Source organism: Capsulimonas sp. (assembly GCF_039929585.1).
Classification (GTDB): domain Bacteria; phylum Armatimonadota; class Armatimonadia; order Armatimonadales; family Capsulimonadaceae; genus Capsulimonas.
This window is the reverse complement of sequence record NZ_JBDSQY010000191.1, coordinates 14,305-35,189: the sequence shown is the minus strand read 5'-3', so window position 1 is coordinate 35,189 and position 20,885 is coordinate 14,305. Positions and strand designations below refer to the sequence as shown.

The window sequence follows — 20,885 nt, the reverse complement described above, 5'->3', positions numbered from 1 at the left end:
TTTCTCCTTAGTCAGAGCATGCTTCGACCAGCTGCTGGCCGCCGTCGATGTCGAAGGTGGCCCCGGTGAGGGCAGTGTTTGTCATGATATGGACGGCGAGTGCGGCGATGTCGGAGGGACCGATGACGCGGCCGATCGGCAGCGTCCTGCGGAGTTGGTCGCGACGCTTGTCGAGCTGGTCGCCGAGCAGCGTTGCCGACAACGGCGTGTCGACGAACCCGGCCGCAATGAGATTGACGCGGACAGGAGCGATCTCCAGCGCCAGATTCTTCGTCAACGCAGGAAGCGCGGCGGTGAGCGCCGAGATGAGCGCGAGGCCGGACGCCGTGCGGCGGCCGCCAGTGCCGCTCATGAGGAGCAGGGTCCCGGGCGGGCGAATCGTGCCCGCAGCAGCTTGAGCAACCTGCATCGGCAGAAAGAGGTGGGACTCGACATCGCGGCGCGCCTTCTCGATGTCGAAGTCCGCCAGAGGCGCGTAGTAGGGGCCGGGGCCGGTCACCAGCACATGGTCGATCGGCCTGGGCAGTTCGTCGAAGAACCGTCGCAGCCGATCGAAGTCGGTAGCGTCGAAAGCGGCGATGTGGGCGGCGCCGAGCTCAAGGCCGGCGCCCTGAAGGCGGTCCGGATCGCGGGCGGTCAGGATCACGTCGGCTCCCGCCTCACGTGCGCGCCGCGCGGTCTCGAGGCCGATGCCCGCGCTGCCGCCGATCACGACGACGGTTTGCCCGATCAGATCCGGCTCGCGGCGGGCCGGAGCGATATTGGCTTCAGTCATCCTTATTCTCCTTTCTCCACCCGTGGAACGACGAGAGTTCGCCTGCGTTCCAGGCCTCGCGGAGCCCAGGCGTGCTCAGATCCCAATCGGGGCGGATCTCGCTGGTCACGGTGCGCAGATCGCTCCAGAGATCTACAACGGACGGGCGGCCCCAGAACCAGTAACCGTTGTAGATGCGGTGGATCACGAGACCCGGTTTGAGGACAAGCGTGTGTGGGATCATCGGGTTATGGTCGGGGTCGGTGTACTCCTGAATATCGAGATCCTTCTGAACAATGCGTCCAGGATCCGAAAGGAAAGGCCATGGAGCGCCGACCGATGCGCGAAATTCTTGAAGCGTGTGATGGTCGTCGGTCGCGATCGTTACGACCTGCGTGTACGCCACGGCGATCTTTGGGTAGAAGGCGGCGAGCTCCAGATGCTGCTGGTGCTCCTTGGGACAGTAGTGGCCACGCGCGAGCGTCAGGATCATCGGATCTTCGCCCTGCAGCTCGCTGAGCCGACGGAGCGTCTCCGTGTGATCGGGCAGCTCGTAATCGGGAAAAACGGCGCCGGGAACAATATCGGAACGCATGGGTGATCTCCTTTGCTTCTACGCCCCCGCAGACGCTGTCGCCCCGTCGTTCCGAGCTTCATTGGCCTTGGTAAGGACCACTTCCATGCGACTTTCGGCGACGGCGACAGCTTCCTCCGGACTGCCGCCGTTCTGACGCGCCTGCAGGTAGGGCGCGTACCAATCCCACCAGTGGTGTTCGGCGTGCGTCTTCTCGAATTGGCCATGGCGCTCTCCCGTCTCGCGCAAGAGCTCCGCAAGGGCCGCCACGTCCATCGCCTGCGCACTCGGGGACGGCTGCACACGGCCGGGCAATCGCGCCTGGATCTCCTGGAGCAGCCAGATGTTCCCGTCCGGATCGCTGAAGGAGGCGAACGAGGCGTAAGATTGGCGTTCCGGATCGGCCCCTGACAGCCGCCCTGGGACACCCAGCCCGGCGTAGTGGTACACCTCCGATACGTCTACGCCACGGCCCACGAGATCCGCTCGGGCTTCCTCCACATCGAACACGACAAGATAGAGATTCCGAAGCGAACCCGCCGCCGCTGAGGTAAGCCCCGTGCCGATGTGAATCGACGCCTGCGAACCGGGAGGAGTAAACTGCACCACCCGAAAATCATCTTTGCTGAAGTCGATATCTAACCGGAACCCCAGTTTCTCGTAGAATGCCTTCGCGCGGTCGACGTCGGAAACCGGGACGACGACGACTTCCAATTTCATCTCCATGATGACTGCTCCTTGTTCTCACACGCGCAGCGATCGGAACGCGGCGCGAATCTCTTCGCTGAAGAGTTTCGGCTGTTCCCACGCCGCGAAGTGACCGCCCTTTTCCACTCGGTTAAAGTAGATGAGTTTGGGATAGGCGCGCTCGGTCCAGCTCCGAGGGGCTGCATAGATCTCATCCGGGAAGACGCTCACGGCCGACGGGATCGGGACACCTTTCGGGGCAAAAAAGGCAAGCTTGCTTTCCCAATAGAGTCGAGCGGAAGAGACCGCCGTATTTGTAAACCAGTAGAGCGTGATATTGTCGAGGATGTCGCCGCGCGTGAGGCCTTCCGACTGACCGTCGAAGACGCGGGAGATGAGCGCCAGACTGCTCGCGTCGTGGTCGAGCATCCAGGCGGCGAGGCCGACCGGGGAATCTTGGAGCCCGTACAGCGTCTGCGGACGGTTCGCCATCTCCTGGGCGTAACCCAGGCCGTGCTTGTAGAAAGAATCGAGCTGATCCCACGCGCTCTTCTCGTCGGCGGAGAGGCCGGCAGGAGGCGGCTGGCTGTACTGGAGAGCCTTCGCAACGTCGTCAGGGACAGTGGCCGGCATGTTGGTGTGTATGCCGATCAATTCGGGCGCCGCCAGCAGAGCCATCTGCTCCGTCACCGCATTCCCCCAATCACCGCCTTGAGCGACATATCGCTTGTATCCAAGACGCGTCATCAGCACGGTCCAGGCGCGCGCGATGCGGATGGGATCCCAGCCGGTCGTGGTCGGCTTGGCCGAAAAGCCATGTCCAGGCAGCGAAGGGATCACGACGTCGAATGCGTCCGCCGCGACGCCGCCATGGGCGGTTGGGTTTGTCAGCGGATCGATGATCTTCAGCTGCTCGATGATCGATCCGGGCCACCCATGCGTGATGACGACCGGCAATGCATGCTCATGTTTTGAGCGGACATGGATGAAATGAATGTCGATCCCATCAATGTTGGTGACGAACTGGGGCAGAGCATTGAGCTTCGCCTCTACCTTGCGCCAATCGTAGTCGGTCTGCCATTGGTGTACGAGTTTCTGCATCGTCGCGCGCTGGACTCCCTGGGAACGGTCACCAACGGTCTCCCGGTCGGGCCATCGCGTTGCGGCAAGGCGCCGGCGCAGGTCGGTAATCTCGTCGTCCGGTACGCGGACTTGAAAGGGGCGGATGGCGTCGGCGGCAGAGTGCGCCGCCGCGTTGCCTTGGGTGGCCGCGGTCGTCGCCATGCCCCCATTACTCTTGGTCGATACTTCGGGATCGGCGGCGGCCCTCACCGGCGGGAGCGCCGCCAGGGCCGCCATCGCCACGCCATTGCGGATCAAGTCCCTGCGTGACAGGACGGATGCTTCGGTTGATTTGTGTGTGGTCACGTTCTCATACCTCCCGGCTGAATATGTAAAGCTCCAGTGGTTCCCACAGTGCGACGATGAGGAGAATACCAAAACGGCTGAAGGCGAATCTATTGTACGAAAGTATCGGTCGCTGCCCTGGCGCCAGCCGGCAATGTCCGCAGACCAATACCAAAGTCTGATAGGAATTCGTGGGTAACATGATGCATAGTACATGAGACGAAAGTGATGGGCCGATTTTCGCCCAGGTATGCTCGCTGGATGGACCTAACAGATGAACCCATTCTCTTGGTTCGGCGCTGGTGGGGAAAATGATCCTCTCGAGGTGTTATGGGAGGACGGCGAGCGTGTCTACTGCCGGACATGGCGCGAGGGGCCCGATGGCGCCCAGCATGAATTCCTGGCCGTGCTTGCCGCCGGAGAACACCCGACGCTTGGCGGCGTCAATCGTCTCACACATGAATACGGACTGAAGGACCACCTCGACGACGCCTGGGCGGTGCGGCCGCTGGAGCTTGTGCGCGAGGGCGGTCAGACAATGCTCGTACTCGAGTCCCCCAAGGGTGAGCCGCTCGATCGCCTGATCGGCCCGCCCATGGAGATCGGACGATTCCTACGGCTCGCGGTCGCCCTGTCGGCCGCGCTTAGCCGGCTGCACGGGCGCGGCCTCATCCATAAGGACATCAAGCCGGCCAATGTGCTCGTAAACTCCGCAGCGGACCACGTCTGGCTCACCGGCTTTGGCGTCGCATCTCGCCTTCCGCGCGAACGCCAGTCGCCCGAACCTCCCGAGATTATCGCAGGAACGCTCGCCTATATGGCGCCCGAGCAAACCGGACGAATGAACCGCTCCATTGATTCCCGCAGCGACCTTTACTCACTTGGGGTGACGCTTTACGAAATGCTGACCGGCAGCCTTCCGTTCACGGCTTCCGATCCGATGGAATTGGTGCATTGCCACATTGCCAGGCAGCCGGCTTGGCCGAACGAGCAGGTCAAGAATGTGCCGGTCTCTGTCTCTGCAATCACGCTGAAGCTGCTCGCTAAGACCGCCGAGGAGCGCTACCAGACAGCGGCTGGCGCTGAGAGCGATCTTCGGCGCTGCCTCTTGGAATGGGAAACCCAGGGCCGCATCGACGATTTCACGTCTGGCGAACATGACACGCCGGACCGTCTCATAATCCCCGAGAAACTGTACGGACGAGAGCTGGAGGTCGCCATCCTGCTCACCGCTTTCGACCGCGTCGTTGCTGGGGGCAGGCACGAGTTAGTGCTCGTCTCCGGATACTCCGGCATCGGCAAATCCGCGGTTGTCAACGAACTCCATAAGCCGCTTGTCCCGCCGCGCGGCTTATTTGCCTCCGGCAAGTTCGACCAATACAAACGCGATATCCCTTACGCCACGCTCGCACAGGCCTTTCAGAGCCTGATCCGGCCACTTCTCAGCAAGAGCGAAGAAGAACTCCGTCAATGGCGCGACGCCATTCGTGAGGCGTTGGGCTCCAACGGATCACTGATGGTCGATCTCGTCCCGGAATTGAAGCATATCATCGGAGAACAGCCGCCGGCGCCTGAACTTCCGCCGCAGGATGCGCAGCGCCGTTTTCAGTTGGTGTTTCGGCGATTTATCAGCGTATTCGCGCGGCCTGAACATCCGCTTGCCTTGTTTCTTGACGATCTGCAATGGCTTGATGCGGCGACACTCGATTTACTTGAGGATTTGTTAACCCAGTCGGACCTGCGGCACTTGCTGCTGATCGGCGCCTACCGGGACAATGAAGTCAATTCCACTCACCCTTTAGCGCAAAAGCTTGACGCGATCCGTCAGGCCGGCGCGATCATACAGGAAATCGTATTAGCGCCACTGGACCGCGAGGATTTAGGTCAGATGCTCGCCGATTCTCTTTACTGCGAATCAGAGCGCGCCGCGCCGCTGGCGCAATTGATTCACGAGAAGACGAGTGGAAACCCGTTTTTCGCGATTCAATTTATTTCGACGCTCGCGGACGAGGCTTTGCTTAACTTTGATTACGATCGAGGGGGATGGTCTTGGGACCTGAACCGAATTTACGCCAAAGGTTACACCGATAATGTTGTGGACCTGATGGTCGGCAAGTTGAATCGCCTGTCCGTCGAAACCCAGCAGGCGCTCCAGCAGTTTGCCTGTTTGGGAAATCGCGCGGAGTTCGACATGCTAAGAATGGTTTATCAGAATTCGAATGATGAAATGCACGACCAGCTTTGGGAGGCAGTTCGGACTGGCCTCATCTTTCGCTCGGAGAATTCCTACCGATTCCTCCACGACCGAGTCCAGGAAGCAGCCTATTCTCTGATCCCGAAGGAGCAGCGCGCAGCCGAGCATCTTCGGATCGGCGCCGTCCTGGCGACGCACAGCTCCGACGAAAGGCTGAAGGAAGTCATCTTCGAGATCGTCAATCAACTCAATCTCGGCTCGCACCTCATCACTTCCGTCGAGGAACGAGAGCGGGTGGCGGAACTGAATTTGATAGCGGGACAGCGCGCGAAGTTTTCGACAGCGTTTGCATCGGCTCTGCAATACCTCCGAGCCGGCCGATCGCTGTTAACGGAGACTGCTTGGGACCTCAATTACGAACTCATCTTCGCGACCGAATGCCTCATCGCGGAGTGCGAATTGTTGACGGCAGAGATGATTGCCGCCGAAAATCGGCTGCTGCTCCTGGCCGAACGTGCTCAAACCCGTCACGACTTTGCGATTGTCACACGATTGCAGCTGACACTTTACACAGCGCTGGACCAGAGCGATCTCTGCGTAGACGTCTTCCTCGAATTTCTCCGACGTGGCGGTACTGACTGGTCACGCCATCCGACCCGCGATGAAGTCCTGCGCGAGTATGAACGAATCTGGACGCTGATCGGAAGCCGGCAGATTGAAGATCTTTTTGACCTGCCCTTGACGACAAACCCGAATGTCCTTGACACTCTGGATGTTTTTACGGAAATTGTCCACCCAGCGATTTTCTACAATGAGAACTTATCGTCACTCGTGGTTTGCCGCATCGTCAGCCTGAGCCTTGAGCATGGAAATTGTGATGCTTCCTGTTTTGGTTATGTATGGTTCGCTATGTTCGCCGGGCCACGCTTTCATAACTATCAGGACGGATATCGCTTCGGCCAGCTTGGCTTTGATCTGGTCGAGAAGCGGGGCTTGACACGGTATCAGGCCAGAACATACCTTTCCTTCGCCACACTCACGCCGTGGACGAAACACGCTGCGAGCGCGCGTAATCTGATCCATCGCGCGTTTGACGCCGCCTCCCGGAACGGAGATCTGACATTCTCCGCATATAGCTGGGAGCAGTTAATCACGAACTGTCTGATGGCGGGGGATCCTCTCGCCGAGGTGCAGTCCGAGGCCGAAAATGGCGTTGCCTTCGCGAAAAAGACGGGGTTCGGCCTTGTTGTCGAGATTTGCAGCACGCAGCGGGCGCTTATCCGGACCCTCCGTGGATTGACTCCGACATTTGGCTGCTTCAATGATGACGATTTCGACGAGATGCGAACCGAAAACCTCCTGGCTGGCAACCCGGTTTTGTCACTCGCGGAATTCTTTTACTGGACCCGGAAGTTACAAGCCCGTTTTTTTGCGGGAGACTATGCGGCTGCGGTCACAGCGTCGCGAAGAGCTCAGAGCCTTGTCTGGACAGCGTCATCGCAAGTCACATCCGCCGATTTCCCTTTCTATAGCGCGCTTGCTCACGCCGCGTCCTGGGATTTTGCATCTTCCGACCAGAGAAAGGGGCACTTCGATGCTTTGACGGCTCACCATAAACAGCTCGAAGTATGGTCTGAGCATTGCCCGACAAACTTCAAGAATCGCGCGGCGTTAGTTGGCGCGGAAATCGCACGCATTGAATCTCGGATCCTCGATGCCGAACAGCTTTACGAAGAGGCCATCCGATCGGCGCACGCGAACGGCTTCGTCCACAATGAGGCGGTCGCGAGCGAAGTCGCAGCGCGTTTCTATGCGGCGCGCGGTTTCGAGAAAATCGCGAATGCTTACTTGCGGGACGCCCGGTACTGCTATCTTCATTGGGGGGCCGATGGAAAGGTGCGTCACCTTGACCAGCAGTATCCGCGCCTCGAAGCGGAAAGGCCGACCTCCGATCCGACAAGCACGATACTGGCGCCGGTCGAACACCTCGATCTCGCTACCGTGATCAAAGTCTCACAAGCAGTGTCGGGCGAGATCGTCTTGGAAAAACTGATTGGCGCCCTTATGCGCACGGCGATCGAGTACGCCGGCGGCGAACGTGGTCTGCTTATTCTGCCGCAGGGTGATGAATATCGGATTGATGAGTATCGGATCGTGGCGGAGGCCACAACCCATAGTGATACCGTGGCGGTCGGCCTGAGACAAGCGAGCGTCACTGCTATGGATCTGCCAGAGTCGATTTTCCACTACGTCCTGCGAACCAAAGAAAGCATTCTTCTGCACGATGCCTGGGCAAAGAACCCGTTTTCTGCAGATGATTATATTTGTCGATGCAATGCGCGTTCAGTACTCTGTATTCCGCTGCTCAAGCAGACAAGGCTCATTGGAGTACTCTACCTCGAAAACAATCTGGCCCCGCATGTTTTCACTCCCGCCCGGATGGCCCTTCTCAAGCTGCTCGCCTCGGAGGCGGCAGTCTCACTGGAAAACACGCGTCTTTATCGCGATCTTCAAGAACGAGAGGCAAGAGTTCGGCGGCTGGTCGACTCCAACATCATCGGCATCTTCATCTGGGATCGAGACGATCGGATCATTGACACAAACGAAGCCTTTATCCAAATGATCGGATATAGCCGTGACGATATCGGCTCTAGCCACATACGCTGGAGGGAACTCACGCCTGTCGAGTGGCGCGACACGGACGAGCAGCGCTTGGCGGATTTGAAGACAATTGGGATTGCCCAACCTTACGAGAAGGAGTTCCTCAAAAAGGACGGCGAACGCGTGCCGGTACTGGTAGGCGCCGCGATCTTTGAAAGCTCGCCGCAAGAGGGCGTCGCCTTCGTTGTCGATCTGACCGACCGCAAGCGCGCCGAGGCGGCAATGCGCGAAAGCGAACGGCGCTACCATGAAGCGCAGACGCAGTTAGCGCTCGCAAACCGCGTCGCGAGCGTCGGACATCTCTCGGCGTCGATTGCTCACGAACTCAACCAGCCACTGTCCGGCATCATCACGAACGCCAGCACCTGCCTGAGAATGCTGGCCGCCGATCCGCCCAATGTCGACGGCGCGTGCGAGACTGCCCGGCGCACGATCCGCGATGCGAACCGCGCATCGGATGTGGTCACGCGATTGCGCTCGCTCTTCGCCAACAAAAACACAGTGATCGAATTCGTGGATCTGAATGAGGCGGCGCGAGAAGTGATTGCGCTCTCATTGAGTGAACTCCAAAGAAACCAGGTAATTCTGCAGTCGAAGTTTGCGGACAACCTCCCGCCCATCACAGGCGACCGTGTCCAGCTACAGCAGGTTATATTAAATCTGCTTCGGAACGCCTGGGAGGCGATGAGCGGCGTCGACGATCGTCCACGACAGCTAGTAATCAGAACCGAGCGAACAGAAGGCGATTGCGTGTGTCTAACCGTGCAAGATTCGGGGGTGGGCCTCGACCCGCAAGCGGTCGAGCGCCCCTTCGAAGCGTTCTATACCACGAAGAGCGGAGGTATGGGGATCGGTCTGTCCGTCAGCCGCTCCATTATCGAGAGTCATCAGGGCCATCTGTGGGCGGCGCCCAATGATGGTCCGGGGGCCACATTTTCGTTTACTATTCCTCTCGAATCCGAGGGTGTGACCGGCGGCTTCAATGTTGGGGCCATTCGGACCTCCGGCGGAACGGATTCGGAGCACGTTAGGAGGAATCCGTGATGGTCATACGTTCGCTCGTGACGGTCGTTGATGATGACGAGTCCGTGCGCGAATCGCTCCCCGATCTGCTGAGACAGTTTGGCTTCGCGGTCCAGGCATTCTCGTCTGCGGAGGAGTTCCTGGCGTCTGATGATCTCAGCCGTACCGGATGCCTCATTCTCGACATCGCCATGCCGGGCATGACCGGCCCCGAACTGCATCAGGAGTTGAAGAACCGCCGGCAAGAGATACCGATCGTCTTCATCACTGGTTACGGGGATGAGAGCATCCGTCCGCGCGTACTCAAACAGGGCGCCGCAGAGTGCCTATTCAAGCCATTCAGCGAGACGGCTCTGCTCGAGGCGCTCAATACCGCACTTCGAGTGAACTGAGCCATCCGTCACGCTTTGACGCCCAGGAGGGATACACAATGAATTCATCGATCGCACATAGTGACGAACTGAGGTCATCATCCCTGCCGCATCCCACACCAATCGTGTTCGTTGTTGACGACGACATCTCGGTGCGCGAGTCGCTGGAATTGCTGATTGACTGGGCAGGATGGCGACCGGAGACATTCTCGTCCGCGCAGGCGTTCCTCGCCCGTCCACGAGTCCTGGCTCCAAGCTGTCTGGTGCTTGACGTTTCTCTTCCAGACCTCAATGGGCTCGATCTGCAGGCGCGCGTCGCCGCTCGGAGTGACATGCCGATTATCTTCATCACGGGCTACGGCGATGTGCCGATGACGGTCCGGGCCATGAAGGCGGGAGCGGTCGAGTTCTTGACAAAGCCATTCGGCGACGAGGAGCTGCTGAGCGCCATTCGGAACGCCATCGAGCGCAGCCACACGGCGCTTGATCACGAGGCAGAGATACGGGCGCTCCAGGACTGTTACGCATCACTCAGTCCTCGCGAACGGGAAGTCATGGCGTTAGTGGTCTCCGGCCTGCTGAATAAACAGACTGGCGGCAATCTGGGCATTAGTGAGATTACGGTGAAAGCGCACCGGGGCAAGGTGATGGGGAAAATGAAGGCCGACTCTCTCGCCGACCTCGTAAAAATGGCCGAGCGCCTCCACCTGGCGCCGGCGCCGAAAATCTGACACTTCGCCGACCAGTCATTCACCGCCAGGGACGACCGATTGCCCTCAAGTCTGCCCCGCGGATGAGGCGTAAGCGGGCGGTATGGACGTTTTATTCCTTCCAGGGATCTTCGGAGCTATTTTGCGTGCGGCGCGCGCGTGCTCCAGCCCACCACCATGGATCGCAGGGTGTCCCATCCGTCGACCAGCACCAGGATAACATGCGGGATCACGAAGGCGGCGAAGTACCACATCAGCCAGAAGTGCCAGATGCGGGCAAGGTCGTAGCCGCCGAAGAGCCCCTGAAGCCATCCCAGCTGCTGGGGCTTGTGGATCGCCCACCCCGTCAGCACGGAGAGCGTCGCCGCCACCGGCATGCTGGCGTAGGCGCCGCGCTGAAGGGCATTGTACTTCGACAAGATGACGGGATGCTTCCAGGGCTTGCGCAGAAGTTTCGCGGGGACAATGCCGAGGTAGTAACGGATCATGGCGAACGTTTCGGCGGGATCGGTCCGGCGCGGAAGCAGAGCTTTATAGCCGCCGCCCAGCGAAAGTCCCAGAAGGTAGAGCACGCCATTCGCCATAAAGAGATAGGCAAACAGCCAGTGCAGATTTAAGGCGTTCGCGAGCAGCCCCGTTCCCAAACTCGTATGGTTGTAGACCCAATCGTTGGCCGCAGGCAGTGTGTCCGCCTGCGTCGATCCGGGCAGCGCATAGCCGTGAAGATGCGCGTGCATGACGATCCAGCGGCCGAGATCGGCAATGTAGTCGTCGCTCGCCGTCGTCTCATTCCAGGCGTGCTTATAAACGGGCGCCGCCCAGTAGATCGACATCCCGCTCAGTCCAAGCCCCAGCAGCAGTGGAATATTCAGCCAGTGCGAGATACGCACAAGAATATGATGCTTCGGGACAACCGCGACCGACTCCGGCGCGGCGGGTATCGCGTGTGCGACCGCCATAACGTTATGCTCCTCTTACGCCGACTCGCGGCGCTTCTGATTTGGGAACGCAGAAGCAATGTAAAAAGTTCAATCCTAAATTTCGTGAAGAGTGAGGAGGCCACCGGACACTGTATGTCGAAACATCCAATACCACAATACGAGAAGGATTGGATAGTTTATGAGTCACTGTCGATCGGCGAGTCTTTTCCTCATCGCCGCCCTTGCCGTCTCCGCAGCCCCGATTGCCCACGGCGCCCCCAAACCCAAAGCGACGCCCAAGAAGCCAGCGCAGCCGGGCGTGCGCGGTACACAGCAGATGGCGGGCGCTCAGGGCGCTTTCGGCGAGACCTATACGCTCAAAAGCGGCTTCAATTTCACGCTCGTCTCGGCTGAATACTCCCTGAGCCGCGTCTCGGCCCAAGAAACCCTTTACGCGGACGCCGGCGATAAACTGCTCGTGCTGCACTACCGCATCAAGAATTCCGCCAAGGACGATATGTTTTTCGATCGCTCCGTCCACACGCTCAACGCCATCGATTCCAAAGGCGAAGGACACACTGGCGGCAGCATTATTGGCCGCACCAGCACCGGCGCCGCGATTGAACCCACCCTCAAGCCAGGACAGGGCTACAACGACTGCTACACCGCGATCAAAGTCCCGGCGCAAGGAGCGGTTGCGAAGCTGATCCTCAACCAGGGGCGCCTGCACACCAGCGAAGATGTGATCCGCTACACGATCGGCGAAGGCAAAAACGCGATCGCTCCCCTCCCCGACTACGCCCGCGACCCCGCCGACCCGAGTGGAGACAGCGTTCTTGCACAGATTCCCGCGAAACTGGGCGTCTCCTACCCGCTTCAGGAAACCGACCTCACTCTGGAAAAGGTGGAATTTACGGATCAACCCATTCGAGACAGCGCGCCGGACGACGGTAAACGATATCTTGTCGCCACCGTTCTGATCAAAAACCAGACTAGCGACGAACTCGGCCTTTACGTCAGCATGTTCACCGCGAAAATCGCCAACGCGGACGGCGACACATTCGACTCCAAGGGGCTTCTGCGCACAAACAGCGATGAAAATCTGGACGCCAAACTCAAGTCCGGCGGGACCTACCGCGCCCGCTGGTACTTCAGTGTTCCCAAGGATGGCTCGCTCAAGACCATCATTATCGCCGAGAGCGAATCGCATCAATATACGTTCGACATCTCGAATGTGAAGTAGACGTCGGCTCCTACTCCCCGCTCTGTTCGATCAGCTTCGCCACCAGGCCGGTCCATCCGGTCTGGTGACTGGCCCCAATTCCCGCGCCGTTGTCGCCGTGGAAATATTCGTGAAAGAGGATCAAGTCCTTCCAATATGGGTCGGTCTGGAACTTCTCCAGCGATCCGAAAACGGGGCGGCGGCCGTCGGCGCCTCGGGTGAAGGTGCGGGTCAGGCGACGGCTGAGTTCGGCGGCGATTTCGGCCAGGGAGAGCTGCTGGTCGGATCCGGTGGGGAAGGTGACGGGGAAGTCGGGGCCGAGGTAGTAGTCGAACTTTTGCAGGGCCTCGATGATTAAGTAATTGAGCGGAAACCAGATCGGGCCGCGCCAGTTGGAGTTGCCGCCGAATAATCCTGTGGTGGATTCGGCGGGTTCGTAGTCCACACGGTACTCCGTGCCATCCACATGCATGGAGACGGGGTGGTCGCGATGATACTGGGACAGAGCGCGCAGGCCGGTGGGGGCCAGGAACTCGGTCTCATCAAGCATCTTCTCCAGAATTATGCGCAGACGCTCGGGGTTCACGATGGAAAGCAGACGCCGGTCGTGATCGCCGACAGAGTGCAGATCGGCGACGTTACGACAGAGGTCCGGGCGGTTGTTGACGAACCATTCGACGCGCGCCTTGAAATCTTTGAGCGTCTCATACTGCGATTCTTCAATGGTCTCCACAGCGAGCAGCGGGATCAGTCCCACCATGGAGCGGACGCGCATGAACTCGTGCGTGCCGTCCGGGCGGTGCAGCACGTCATAGTAGAATCCATCGGTCTCGTCCCACAGGTCTTCGTCGGTCTCGCCGAAGTTGTTCATCGCGTGCGCGATGTAAACAAAGTGCTCGAAGAACTTGGTCGCCATGTCCTCGTAGGAGAGATCCTCGCGGCACAGCTCCAGCGCGATCGTCAGCATATTCAGGCAGTACATCGCCATCCAGCTCGTACCGTCCGACTGCTCCAAATACCCGCCGGTCGGCAGCGGCTGGCTGCGGTCGAACATGCCGATGTTGTCCAGCCCCAGAAAGCCGCCCTGGAAAACGTTCTTCCCCTCCAGGTCTTTGCGGTTAACCCACCAGGTAAAGTTCAGCAGCAGCTTGTGGAAGATCTTTTTGAGAAAAACAGTGTCGCCCTGGCCGCCGCGCACACGCCGCTCGATCTGGTAGACGCGCCACGCGGCCCAGGCATGGACCGGCGGGTTGACGTCGCCGAACGCCCATTCATAAGCGGGAAACTGACCGTTCGGATGCTGATACCATTCGTGCGTCAGCACGAGCAATTGGTGTTTGGCGAACTGGGGATCGATCACCGCGAGCGGGATACAGTGGAACGCCAGATCCCAGGCGGCGAACCAGGGGTACTCCCAGGTGTCCGGCATGGACAGGACATCGGAGCAGTTGACATGCCGCCAATCGTGATTGCGCGCATTTTCACGCCCGGCGGGCGGAGGCGGCTGCGTGGGATCGCCGTCAAGCCAGCGCTGGACGTTGTATCGATAGTACTGCTTTGACCAGAGCATGCCCGCGAAGGCCTGACGCTGCACATTGCGCGAGTCTTCACTCAGTTCCGGCGACCCGATCGCGCCGTAAAAATCGTCGGCTTCGGCGATTCGGGCCTCAAACAGGCTGTCGAAACCCGGCCCGAGCAGCTCGGCGCTCGGGCGGCGCGGCGTCAGCCGAAAGCGCAGGCAGGTTTGACCGCCCGGCTCGACTTCCACGGTGTAACGCGCCGCCGCCTTGGTCCCCGTCTGAGCGGGATTGACGCACTCATGCTCCCCATGAACGACGTAGTCATGAAAGGCGTCCTTGGTGTAGGGGTTCTTGCCGGCAGTCGTTCCGTAAAGCTTCGCTGAGTTCGTCTCGTTCTCCGTGAAAAGCATCTCCGGCTCGTTCAAGCAAAGCAGGCGGCGCAGGCCCATTTCCGCATGATGCGCCTCAATGGCGCACACACCCTCCGCGCCGGCTGTCGCGGTCAGAGTCCCCTTCGGGCTTACATAGCCCCAATCCCAGGTGTTGCGAAACCAGAGAGTCGGCAGAATATCCAGCGTCGCCGTCTCCGGTCCACGGTTATGGACAGTGATCCGGATCAGGATATCCTCGGGACTGGCCTTGGCGTACTCGACAAAGACATCCCAGTAACGGTTCTCGTCGAACACTCCCGTATCAAGCAGCTCATACTCAGGCTCGTGCTTACCGCGCCGGGCGTTCGTCTCGACTAAGTCTTGATAGGGAAACGCACGCTGGGGATACTTGTACAGAAACTTCATGTACGAGTGCGTCGGCGTGCTGTCGAGATAAAAATAATACTCTTTGACATCCTCGCCATGGTTGCCCTCGGGACCGGAAAGCCCAAAGAGACGCTCCTTCAGAATGGGGTCCTGCCCATTCCAGAGCGCCAGCGCAAAGCACAGCTTTTGGTCGTCGTCACAAACGCCGCCTAGCCCGTCCTCACCCCAGCGATACGCCTTGGACCGCGCCCAATCATGCGGAAAATAAGTCCACGCCGAGCCATCGGCGCTGTAGTCCTCACGCACGGTCCCCCAGGCCCGGTCGCTCAGATACGGCCCCCACCGCTTCCACTCCACCTGCGCCGGCCCCGGCGCGCACTCTTCGACGCGGCGACGCTCGTTGTCTAAGATTGTCATACGCAAGTATTCGGGAAGGGACGCGCCGTGTCCTGCGTGGGATTTACGAAAATATGGTGAAACGAACCTGGTAGGAAATCCGTTAAGGAGAGAAGAATATTTCCCGTATCGAGCCATCTTCAATTTACATTCGACCGGAGCCTCCTCATGAAAGCCTTATACGGCGCCGTCGCCATGATCGTGTCCATCGCCGCCCTCAGTCACGCCGAGACGCCGCTTCCTGACAAACCGATCCACCTGACCGGATCCGTCGTGACACCGGACAAAAAACCCGCGACGGACACCTCCGTCGTTCTGATCATCGCCGATCAGAAAACCCATCGTGTGATCTTCACGAAGACGATGCAGGTTGACCAAAACGGCGCTTACGACATCACCCTGCCGCCGTCGGTTTTCAAATCGGCGGCAAGCGAGAAAACCAGCTTCGTCAGCTACGCGCGATCACCCCAGGGCGTCACGATTGAAACTTTAGGGGGCGTCATGACGTTAGCCCCGTTCACTCGTGTGCGCCTGCGTTTGATCGGCGAAGACGGAAAGCCTTTGCTACACACCCGGATCTCTCCGGTGTTTTTCATGAAAACAGGGCGTTACGGATTTTGGGATTCGGTGGCGGGCAGTCAATGGGATGTTCTGACAGATTTGCAGGGGTACGCCGTGTTCGAAGGATTGCCTCAAGGCGCTACCGTGCGGTTTTTCATCAATGACAAGCGCTATATCGCCAAGGAAGATGCGAACATCGCGCTCGCCTCCACGGATCAGACACCCGACCAGACCATTACGCTCATCCATGGCGGCGCCATCACGGGCGTCGTCCGATTTACCGGCTCAGGCAAGTTCGCCGCCGGAGCCGCAGTCGCGGCCTTCGGGATCGACGGCAGAGGCATCGGTTGGGGGCAGACGAATCTCCATGGGCGCTACACGATCTCTCACCTTCCCCCGGGCAGTTACGATGTCGAAATCGACACGGAAGAGCGCCGCAGAAACGGCGTAGACCGTGCGCGATGGTCGCAGTGGACGGCAGCCGCCATATCTCCCGTTGCGGTATCGAACGGCAAGACCTCCTCCGGCGTCGACTTCACGCTGACCCACGGCGCATTGATCTCCGGCCACGTCACGGATCAGCAGACCGGCAAGCCGGTGGCCAGCGCGGACATCACGGTGCAGGGTCCCGCGCATCGAAAAATCGACGACTACAGATCGACTTTGAGAACAGGGGACGATGGCGCATACAGTGTGCGCGTTCCCGCCGGCCATCAATTCATTAAGGCCGCGAACCATGGCGTCCCGGGCGCACCTGCCTCACAATCGTTCCAGGTCAAGGAGGGAGAAACAAAGCAGGTGGACTTTCAGGTCATCTCCCCAAAGCCGCCAGTCACGGTCACGGTGCAGGGGGTCGTCGTGGGAGCGGAGGGAGCGCCGGTCTCTGGCGCCGAAGTGGATTTGCAGGGCGCATATCTCCCTGACCCAACCTGCACAACGGACGCTCAGGGAAAGTTCACATTCGATTTGAATTCTGGCCGTGATGGCGTGGCGCTCCGCGCCCGCAGCGGCGCATTGGCGACACAAAGCGCCACACCGGCGCCTGCGGACGGATCGCCGGTGACACTGCGTCTCGCGGCCAATACTCTGTGCGTCTTCCAGGGGCAAGTCACCGACCGTGAAGGGAAACCGATTTCCCTCGTCAAAGTGTCGCTCATTCACCAGTTGAACAGCGGCTTCGGTTTGCCTTCTATAACGGTCTCCACGGACGCCTCAGGGAAATACACATTCGCGCCCAATTACAGCGACGCCGAATACAGCATCTGCGCCGAGGCCCCTGGATACGCACGCAATGATACGAGACAAACGCCCGAAGCGGGCAAAACACGGGATGTTCCCCCACTCGTTCTGGCGAAGGCCGACAGTTTCGCAGGCGGCGTCGTGCTTGACCCACGGGGCAAACCGGTCGCCAACGCCGCCGTTGAGGATATGGACGTTACCGACGTCAAGGCTGTCACCAGCAAAGACGGGCGGTTCCATCTGAGCGGCGTTCCGAGTGACGTCACGAACATCAATATCGTGGCTCCGGAAGGGCGCCAGGCTCTGACGCGGATCTCTTCCGACCGGGACGACAATGAAATCAGGGTCAAATCTCAGGCCGAACAGGAAGAAGAAAGCAAGCATTTCGAAGCGCTCATGGAAGCCGATACGGACAAGCATGGCGACGGGGCGGATGCACACGTATTGCTTCAGGCCGCCCAGACGAAAGCCGCCCGCGAAGGCAAAAGCGTCCTGCTGATCTTTCACGCCTCCTGGTGCGGCGGCTGCATATTGCTGGACTACTTCCTCCAAGACCCCAAAATCAAGCCCATTATGGAGTCGCGCTTCGTCATCCAAAATTTGGACATCTGGGAGGAGGGCGACAAGAAGAAATGGGAGAACCCGGGCGCGCGGGAAATCAACACCCAGTACGGCGGCCCCAACAATATTCCATTCTGTGTCGTGCTCGACCCCGTCGGAAAGAAACTGGGCGATTCGAAACGCAACGGCGAGAATATGGGAATGCCCACACGGCCCGCCGACATTCAGTTTTTTCTCAAGATGTTCAAACAAGCCCAGCCAGATCTTTCGGACGCCGAAATTCTCACGCTTCGAGATGGATTGAAGCGGCACAGTCCCCTTTGATGCCAAGTACACCCTTTGCGGAGATAACACCATGAACAATTCCATCGCTTGTTACGCCATCACCGCACTTTTGCTCTCTTTCAGTCCTCAAGGATACGCCGCACCGGCGGCGCCGGCCAAGCCATTTCACATTACGGGAAAGGTAGTCATGCCGGACGGCAAGCCAGCGGCGGGCGCAATCGTCACACTTCTGATCGGGGATGAAAAGACGAACCAAGTCATCGTCCGGAAAACCGCCACGCTGGACGCGAGCGGCGCTTACGACCTTGTTCCTTCTAAGCTTCCCCCCCCGGGCCATTCTCACTGGGCCTCCGTGCTTTATGCGAAGTCCGCACAGGGAATCGCCATTTGCACCTTTGGGCCGGAGCCGTCGGTGCTGGCGCCGTTCACGCGCTTGAGCCTGCATCTCAAGGACGATCAAGGAAAGCCCGTCGCGCATGTGCGTCTTTCCCCAGCGGCCTTCCACAGGGAAAAAAGCTACTTAGGATGGAGCAAAATCGGCGGCAATGGATGGAGCGTTGTCACAAACGCGCAGGGGGACGCCGTTCTCCCAAATCTGCCGCAGGGTTATGAAATGAATATCCGTGTCGATGACACACGGTTCGCGCAGCTGAATTGGAAAAGCCAGATTACGCTTGCCGCGGCGGCGCAGACGCCTGACAAGACGATCACACTGGCTTACGGAGGCGGCATCGCGGGCGCCGTGCGCTTTCAAGACGGCAAGCCGGGCGCCGGAGTGACCGTGCAGGCGACTGAACTCGGCGATGATGCGACGGGAACGGGATCCATTCAAACCGATTCTCAGGGGGGCTACTCATTCTCGGGATTGCCCATCGGCCTTTATAATGTCGAAATCCTGACGGAGAAAGGTTATTGGCAGGCTTCGAATGATCCCAAAAACCCGCACTGGGAAAACTGGACCGCCGCGGCTCGCACCGCCGTCATGACACGCAAGGGCAAGACCATCCCCGGAGTCGATCTTACGCTCACTCATGGGGCCTTGATCTCGGGCCGTGTTCTCGATAAAAGCAAGGGAACGCCGATTGCCGGCGCCAGCGTCAACGTCAGTGGCCCGGCGCACCCGTCGAACTCGCGCTTCTCCATGGGTGTGCAAACGGGCGCGGACGGATCCTATGAGATCCGAGTCCCCGCCGGCCGACAGTCTGTCTCTGTCTATGTGAATGGGTCCGACGAGTACAATGAGACGCAGGAGACGCAGGTCGCGGACGGCGAGACAAAGACAATAGACTTCCAGGTCGCCGCCGCCAAACCACAGGTGGCGATCTCCGGCGTCGTCGTCGGGCCGGACGGCGCTCCGGTCGCGGGCGCGGAGGTTTCGCTGCAAGATTACACGCGCCAGCCGGCGAAACAGATTACGGATGCGCAGGGAAAATTCGCGTTCGAGCCCTCGTTCGCCAATTCCGACACCTGGCTGTACGCCCGTTCGGACTCGCTGGCGACATCAATGGTCCAGGCTCCAGAAGACGGATCAGCCGTCACGCTGAAGCTGGCGGAAAATAATCTTTGCGTCTTTCAGGGACAGGTCAGCGACCAAGAGGGCAAACCGATCCCCCATATCAAAGTGGCGCTGATCCGATGGACACAAAATCACGGCGGCTCGGATGTCGCCTCAGTCACCACGGACGAATCTGGTCGTTACGCCTTTCCGCCCGATCTTTCTGGCGCCAAGTACAGCGTCCGCGCGGAAGCCGCAGGATATGCGACCAAGTATTCCGATAATCTAGCGACGATTTCAGGCAAAACGGTGGATATCCCCAGCCTTGTCTTAGTGAAAGCCGACAGTTTCGCCGGCGGCGTCGTGCTTGATCCCAAGGGAAAACCCGTCGCGGACGCCAAGGTCCGATGCTACGACCTCAAGAACCTGGAAGTAATAACCGATAAAAACGGTCGATTTCATCTCGCCGGAGTTCCACGGGACAATACCAGGGTGGGTGTCGAAGCTCCGGAAGAGCGCCGGGCGTCGGTTCAAATCTCATCGGGAAGCGACGACAATGAGATCACGGTAAAATCCCGCGCCGAGCAGGAGGAAGAGGGCAAGCGTTACGTCGCTCTGCGGGACGCCGACACGACGAACCACGGCGACGGCCGCGACGCCCACGTCCTGCTCAAAGCCGCTCAGGACAAGGCGGGCGCAGAGGGCAAGAGCGTTCTGCTCGTCTTCCACGCCACCTGGTGCGGTCCCTGCTTTATGCTGCACCGTTACCTCGAAGATCCCAAGGTCAAGCAAGTCTTGGACAAGCACTTCGTCGTTCAAGATCTGGACATCTGGGAGAACGACGACAAGAAGAAGTACGAGAACCCCGGCGGCGCAGATATCTACAAGCAATACGGCGGCCCCAGCAGCATCCCGTTCTATGTCGCGCTCGATCCACAGGGGAAGAAGCTCGGCGACTCGATACATCACGGCGAGAACATGGGCATGTCGACCAGCTCCGGCGACGTGCAGTTCTTCCTGGACACGCTCAAACAGGCGCAGCCCGCGCTGACAACCGCCGAAATCGCGCTGCTCAAGGCCGAATTGAAGCAGCATGCGTCGCTGTAACCCAATCGCTTATGAACTACTACAACACATTGATCCAAATTGCGCCGGACAGCGCCGCGAAAGCCGCGAGCGCGCCTGCCGCCAAGGGCGAGAAGAAAACGATTCCGGTCCTGGAGTACGAGATGCTCTCGGAACGGCCCTATTTCTACACGCAAGAGGAGTTGCAGTTCGAGGTGGACGTACGGCGCAAAGGGATTCCCGACTCGGAGATTGCCGCCCGGCGGGAGGCGCTCTGGGCGGAGTTCTTTTCCAAACCCCACGCCTGCCTGCGGACGTCGTCGCTGGCAAAGACATACGGCTGGGGAATCCATTTCGATGGCGAAGGAAAGATCGGCCTCATTGCGGTCGAGAGTCCTGAGTATCGGGAGTTCGCTGAAAGCCCTCATCTCCAGCAGACTTTCGCCATGCGCGGGAAGCGCGTCAAGTAAACGCGCTCGGAG

Annotated in this window: 13 protein-coding genes; 7 read left to right on the top strand and 6 right to left on the bottom strand. The window is 59.5% G+C overall.

Features of this window, described 5'->3' with window-relative positions:
* Window positions 1–7: 7 nt before the first annotated feature.
* The 4 genes from ABIZ35_RS13835 to ABIZ35_RS13820 are packed head-to-tail and all read right to left on the bottom strand — an operon-like array spanning window position 8 to window position 3,299.
* Complete coding sequence (locus ABIZ35_RS13835) at window positions 8–775, bottom strand: SDR family oxidoreductase (protein WP_348220497.1); 768 nt, start codon at window positions 773–775, stop codon at window positions 8–10.
* A complete protein-coding gene (locus tag ABIZ35_RS13830) occupies window positions 768–1,349 on the bottom strand; it encodes a redoxin domain-containing protein (RefSeq protein ID WP_348220496.1) in 582 nt (193 codons plus the stop codon). Before ABIZ35_RS13830 ends, ABIZ35_RS13835 begins: the two co-directional genes overlap by 8 nt.
* A gap of 18 nt (window positions 1,350–1,367) precedes the next feature.
* Window positions 1,368–2,054, bottom strand: coding sequence for a VOC family protein (locus ABIZ35_RS13825; protein WP_348220495.1), 687 nt, complete (start codon window positions 2,052–2,054; stop codon window positions 1,368–1,370).
* Between the two features lie 18 nt (window positions 2,055–2,072).
* Window positions 2,073–3,299 (bottom strand): epoxide hydrolase family protein, encoded by a 1,227-nt coding sequence (locus ABIZ35_RS13820; RefSeq protein ID WP_348220513.1) that lies wholly within the window; start codon window positions 3,297–3,299, stop codon window positions 2,073–2,075.
* 397 nt (window positions 3,300–3,696) lie between these two features.
* On the opposite strand from ABIZ35_RS13820, the gene ABIZ35_RS13815 reads away from it, so the two are divergent.
* The 3 genes from ABIZ35_RS13815 to ABIZ35_RS13805 are packed head-to-tail and all read left to right on the top strand — an operon-like array spanning window position 3,697 to window position 10,402.
* Entirely contained in the window at window positions 3,697–9,321 is a 5,625-nt protein-coding gene (locus ABIZ35_RS13815; protein WP_348220494.1) for an AAA family ATPase, read from the top strand.
* Window positions 9,321–9,692, top strand: coding sequence for a response regulator (locus ABIZ35_RS13810; RefSeq protein WP_348220512.1), 372 nt, complete (start codon window positions 9,321–9,323; stop codon window positions 9,690–9,692). Before ABIZ35_RS13815 ends, ABIZ35_RS13810 begins: the two co-directional genes overlap by 1 nt.
* Before the next feature lie 38 nt (window positions 9,693–9,730).
* A complete protein-coding gene (locus ABIZ35_RS13805; protein ID WP_348220493.1) occupies window positions 9,731–10,402 on the top strand; it encodes a response regulator transcription factor in 672 nt (223 codons plus the stop codon).
* Window positions 10,403–10,518: 116 nt separating this feature from the next.
* On the opposite strand, the gene ABIZ35_RS13800 is transcribed toward ABIZ35_RS13805, so the two are convergent.
* Window positions 10,519–11,340 carry a cytochrome b/b6 domain-containing protein gene (locus ABIZ35_RS13800; protein ID WP_348220492.1) on the bottom strand — a complete coding sequence of 274 codons (822 nt, stop codon included), beginning with the start codon at window positions 11,338–11,340 and terminating at the stop codon, window positions 10,519–10,521.
* Between the two features lie 160 nt (window positions 11,341–11,500).
* Here ABIZ35_RS13800 and ABIZ35_RS13795 point away from each other — a divergent pair, with 160 nt between their 5' ends.
* Window positions 11,501–12,544 (top strand): DUF4352 domain-containing protein, encoded by a 1,044-nt coding sequence (locus ABIZ35_RS13795; RefSeq protein ID WP_348220491.1) that lies wholly within the window; start codon window positions 11,501–11,503, stop codon window positions 12,542–12,544.
* Between the two features lie 10 nt (window positions 12,545–12,554).
* On the opposite strand, the gene ABIZ35_RS13790 is transcribed toward ABIZ35_RS13795, so the two are convergent.
* Window positions 12,555–15,218, bottom strand: coding sequence for a glucosidase (locus ABIZ35_RS13790; RefSeq protein ID WP_348220490.1), 2,664 nt, complete (start codon window positions 15,216–15,218; stop codon window positions 12,555–12,557).
* A gap of 147 nt (window positions 15,219–15,365) precedes the next feature.
* On the opposite strand from ABIZ35_RS13790, the gene ABIZ35_RS13785 reads away from it, so the two are divergent.
* Genes ABIZ35_RS13785 through ABIZ35_RS13775 form a run of 3 tightly spaced genes read left to right on the top strand, consistent with a single transcriptional unit; the run spans window position 15,366 to window position 20,873 of the window.
* On the top strand, window positions 15,366–17,882 hold the full coding sequence (locus ABIZ35_RS13785; protein WP_348220489.1) for a carboxypeptidase regulatory-like domain-containing protein: 2,517 nt from the start codon (window positions 15,366–15,368) through the stop codon (window positions 17,880–17,882).
* Between the two features lie 31 nt (window positions 17,883–17,913).
* On the top strand, window positions 17,914–20,445 hold the full coding sequence (locus ABIZ35_RS13780) for a carboxypeptidase regulatory-like domain-containing protein (RefSeq protein ID WP_348220488.1): 2,532 nt from the start codon (window positions 17,914–17,916) through the stop codon (window positions 20,443–20,445).
* A gap of 11 nt (window positions 20,446–20,456) precedes the next feature.
* Window positions 20,457–20,873 (top strand): DUF6157 family protein, encoded by a 417-nt coding sequence (locus ABIZ35_RS13775; RefSeq protein WP_348220487.1) that lies wholly within the window; start codon window positions 20,457–20,459, stop codon window positions 20,871–20,873.
* Window positions 20,874–20,885 lie beyond the last annotated feature (12 nt).

Coding starts and splice junctions, on each gene's coding strand:
- ABIZ35_RS13835 (WP_348220497.1), bottom strand. CDS start 775: ATGACTGAAGCCAATATCGCTCCGGCCCGCCGCGAGCCGGATCTGATC.
- ABIZ35_RS13830 (WP_348220496.1), bottom strand. CDS start 1,349: ATGCGTTCCGATATTGTTCCCGGCGCCGTTTTTCCCGATTACGAGCTG.
- ABIZ35_RS13825 (WP_348220495.1), bottom strand. CDS start 2,054: ATGGAGATGAAATTGGAAGTCGTCGTCGTCCCGGTTTCCGACGTCGAC.
- ABIZ35_RS13820 (WP_348220513.1), bottom strand. CDS start 3,299: ATGGCGACGACCGCGGCCACCCAAGGCAACGCGGCGGCGCACTCTGCC.
- ABIZ35_RS13815 (WP_348220494.1), top strand. CDS start 3,697: ATGAACCCATTCTCTTGGTTCGGCGCTGGTGGGGAAAATGATCCTCTC.
- ABIZ35_RS13810 (WP_348220512.1), top strand. CDS start 9,321: ATGGTCATACGTTCGCTCGTGACGGTCGTTGATGATGACGAGTCCGTG.
- ABIZ35_RS13805 (WP_348220493.1), top strand. CDS start 9,731: ATGAATTCATCGATCGCACATAGTGACGAACTGAGGTCATCATCCCTG.
- ABIZ35_RS13800 (WP_348220492.1), bottom strand. CDS start 11,340: ATGGCGGTCGCACACGCGATACCCGCCGCGCCGGAGTCGGTCGCGGTT.
- ABIZ35_RS13795 (WP_348220491.1), top strand. CDS start 11,501: ATGAGTCACTGTCGATCGGCGAGTCTTTTCCTCATCGCCGCCCTTGCC.
- ABIZ35_RS13790 (WP_348220490.1), bottom strand. CDS start 15,218: ATGACAATCTTAGACAACGAGCGTCGCCGCGTCGAAGAGTGCGCGCCG.
- ABIZ35_RS13785 (WP_348220489.1), top strand. CDS start 15,366: ATGAAAGCCTTATACGGCGCCGTCGCCATGATCGTGTCCATCGCCGCC.
- ABIZ35_RS13780 (WP_348220488.1), top strand. CDS start 17,914: ATGAACAATTCCATCGCTTGTTACGCCATCACCGCACTTTTGCTCTCT.
- ABIZ35_RS13775 (WP_348220487.1), top strand. CDS start 20,457: ATGAACTACTACAACACATTGATCCAAATTGCGCCGGACAGCGCCGCG.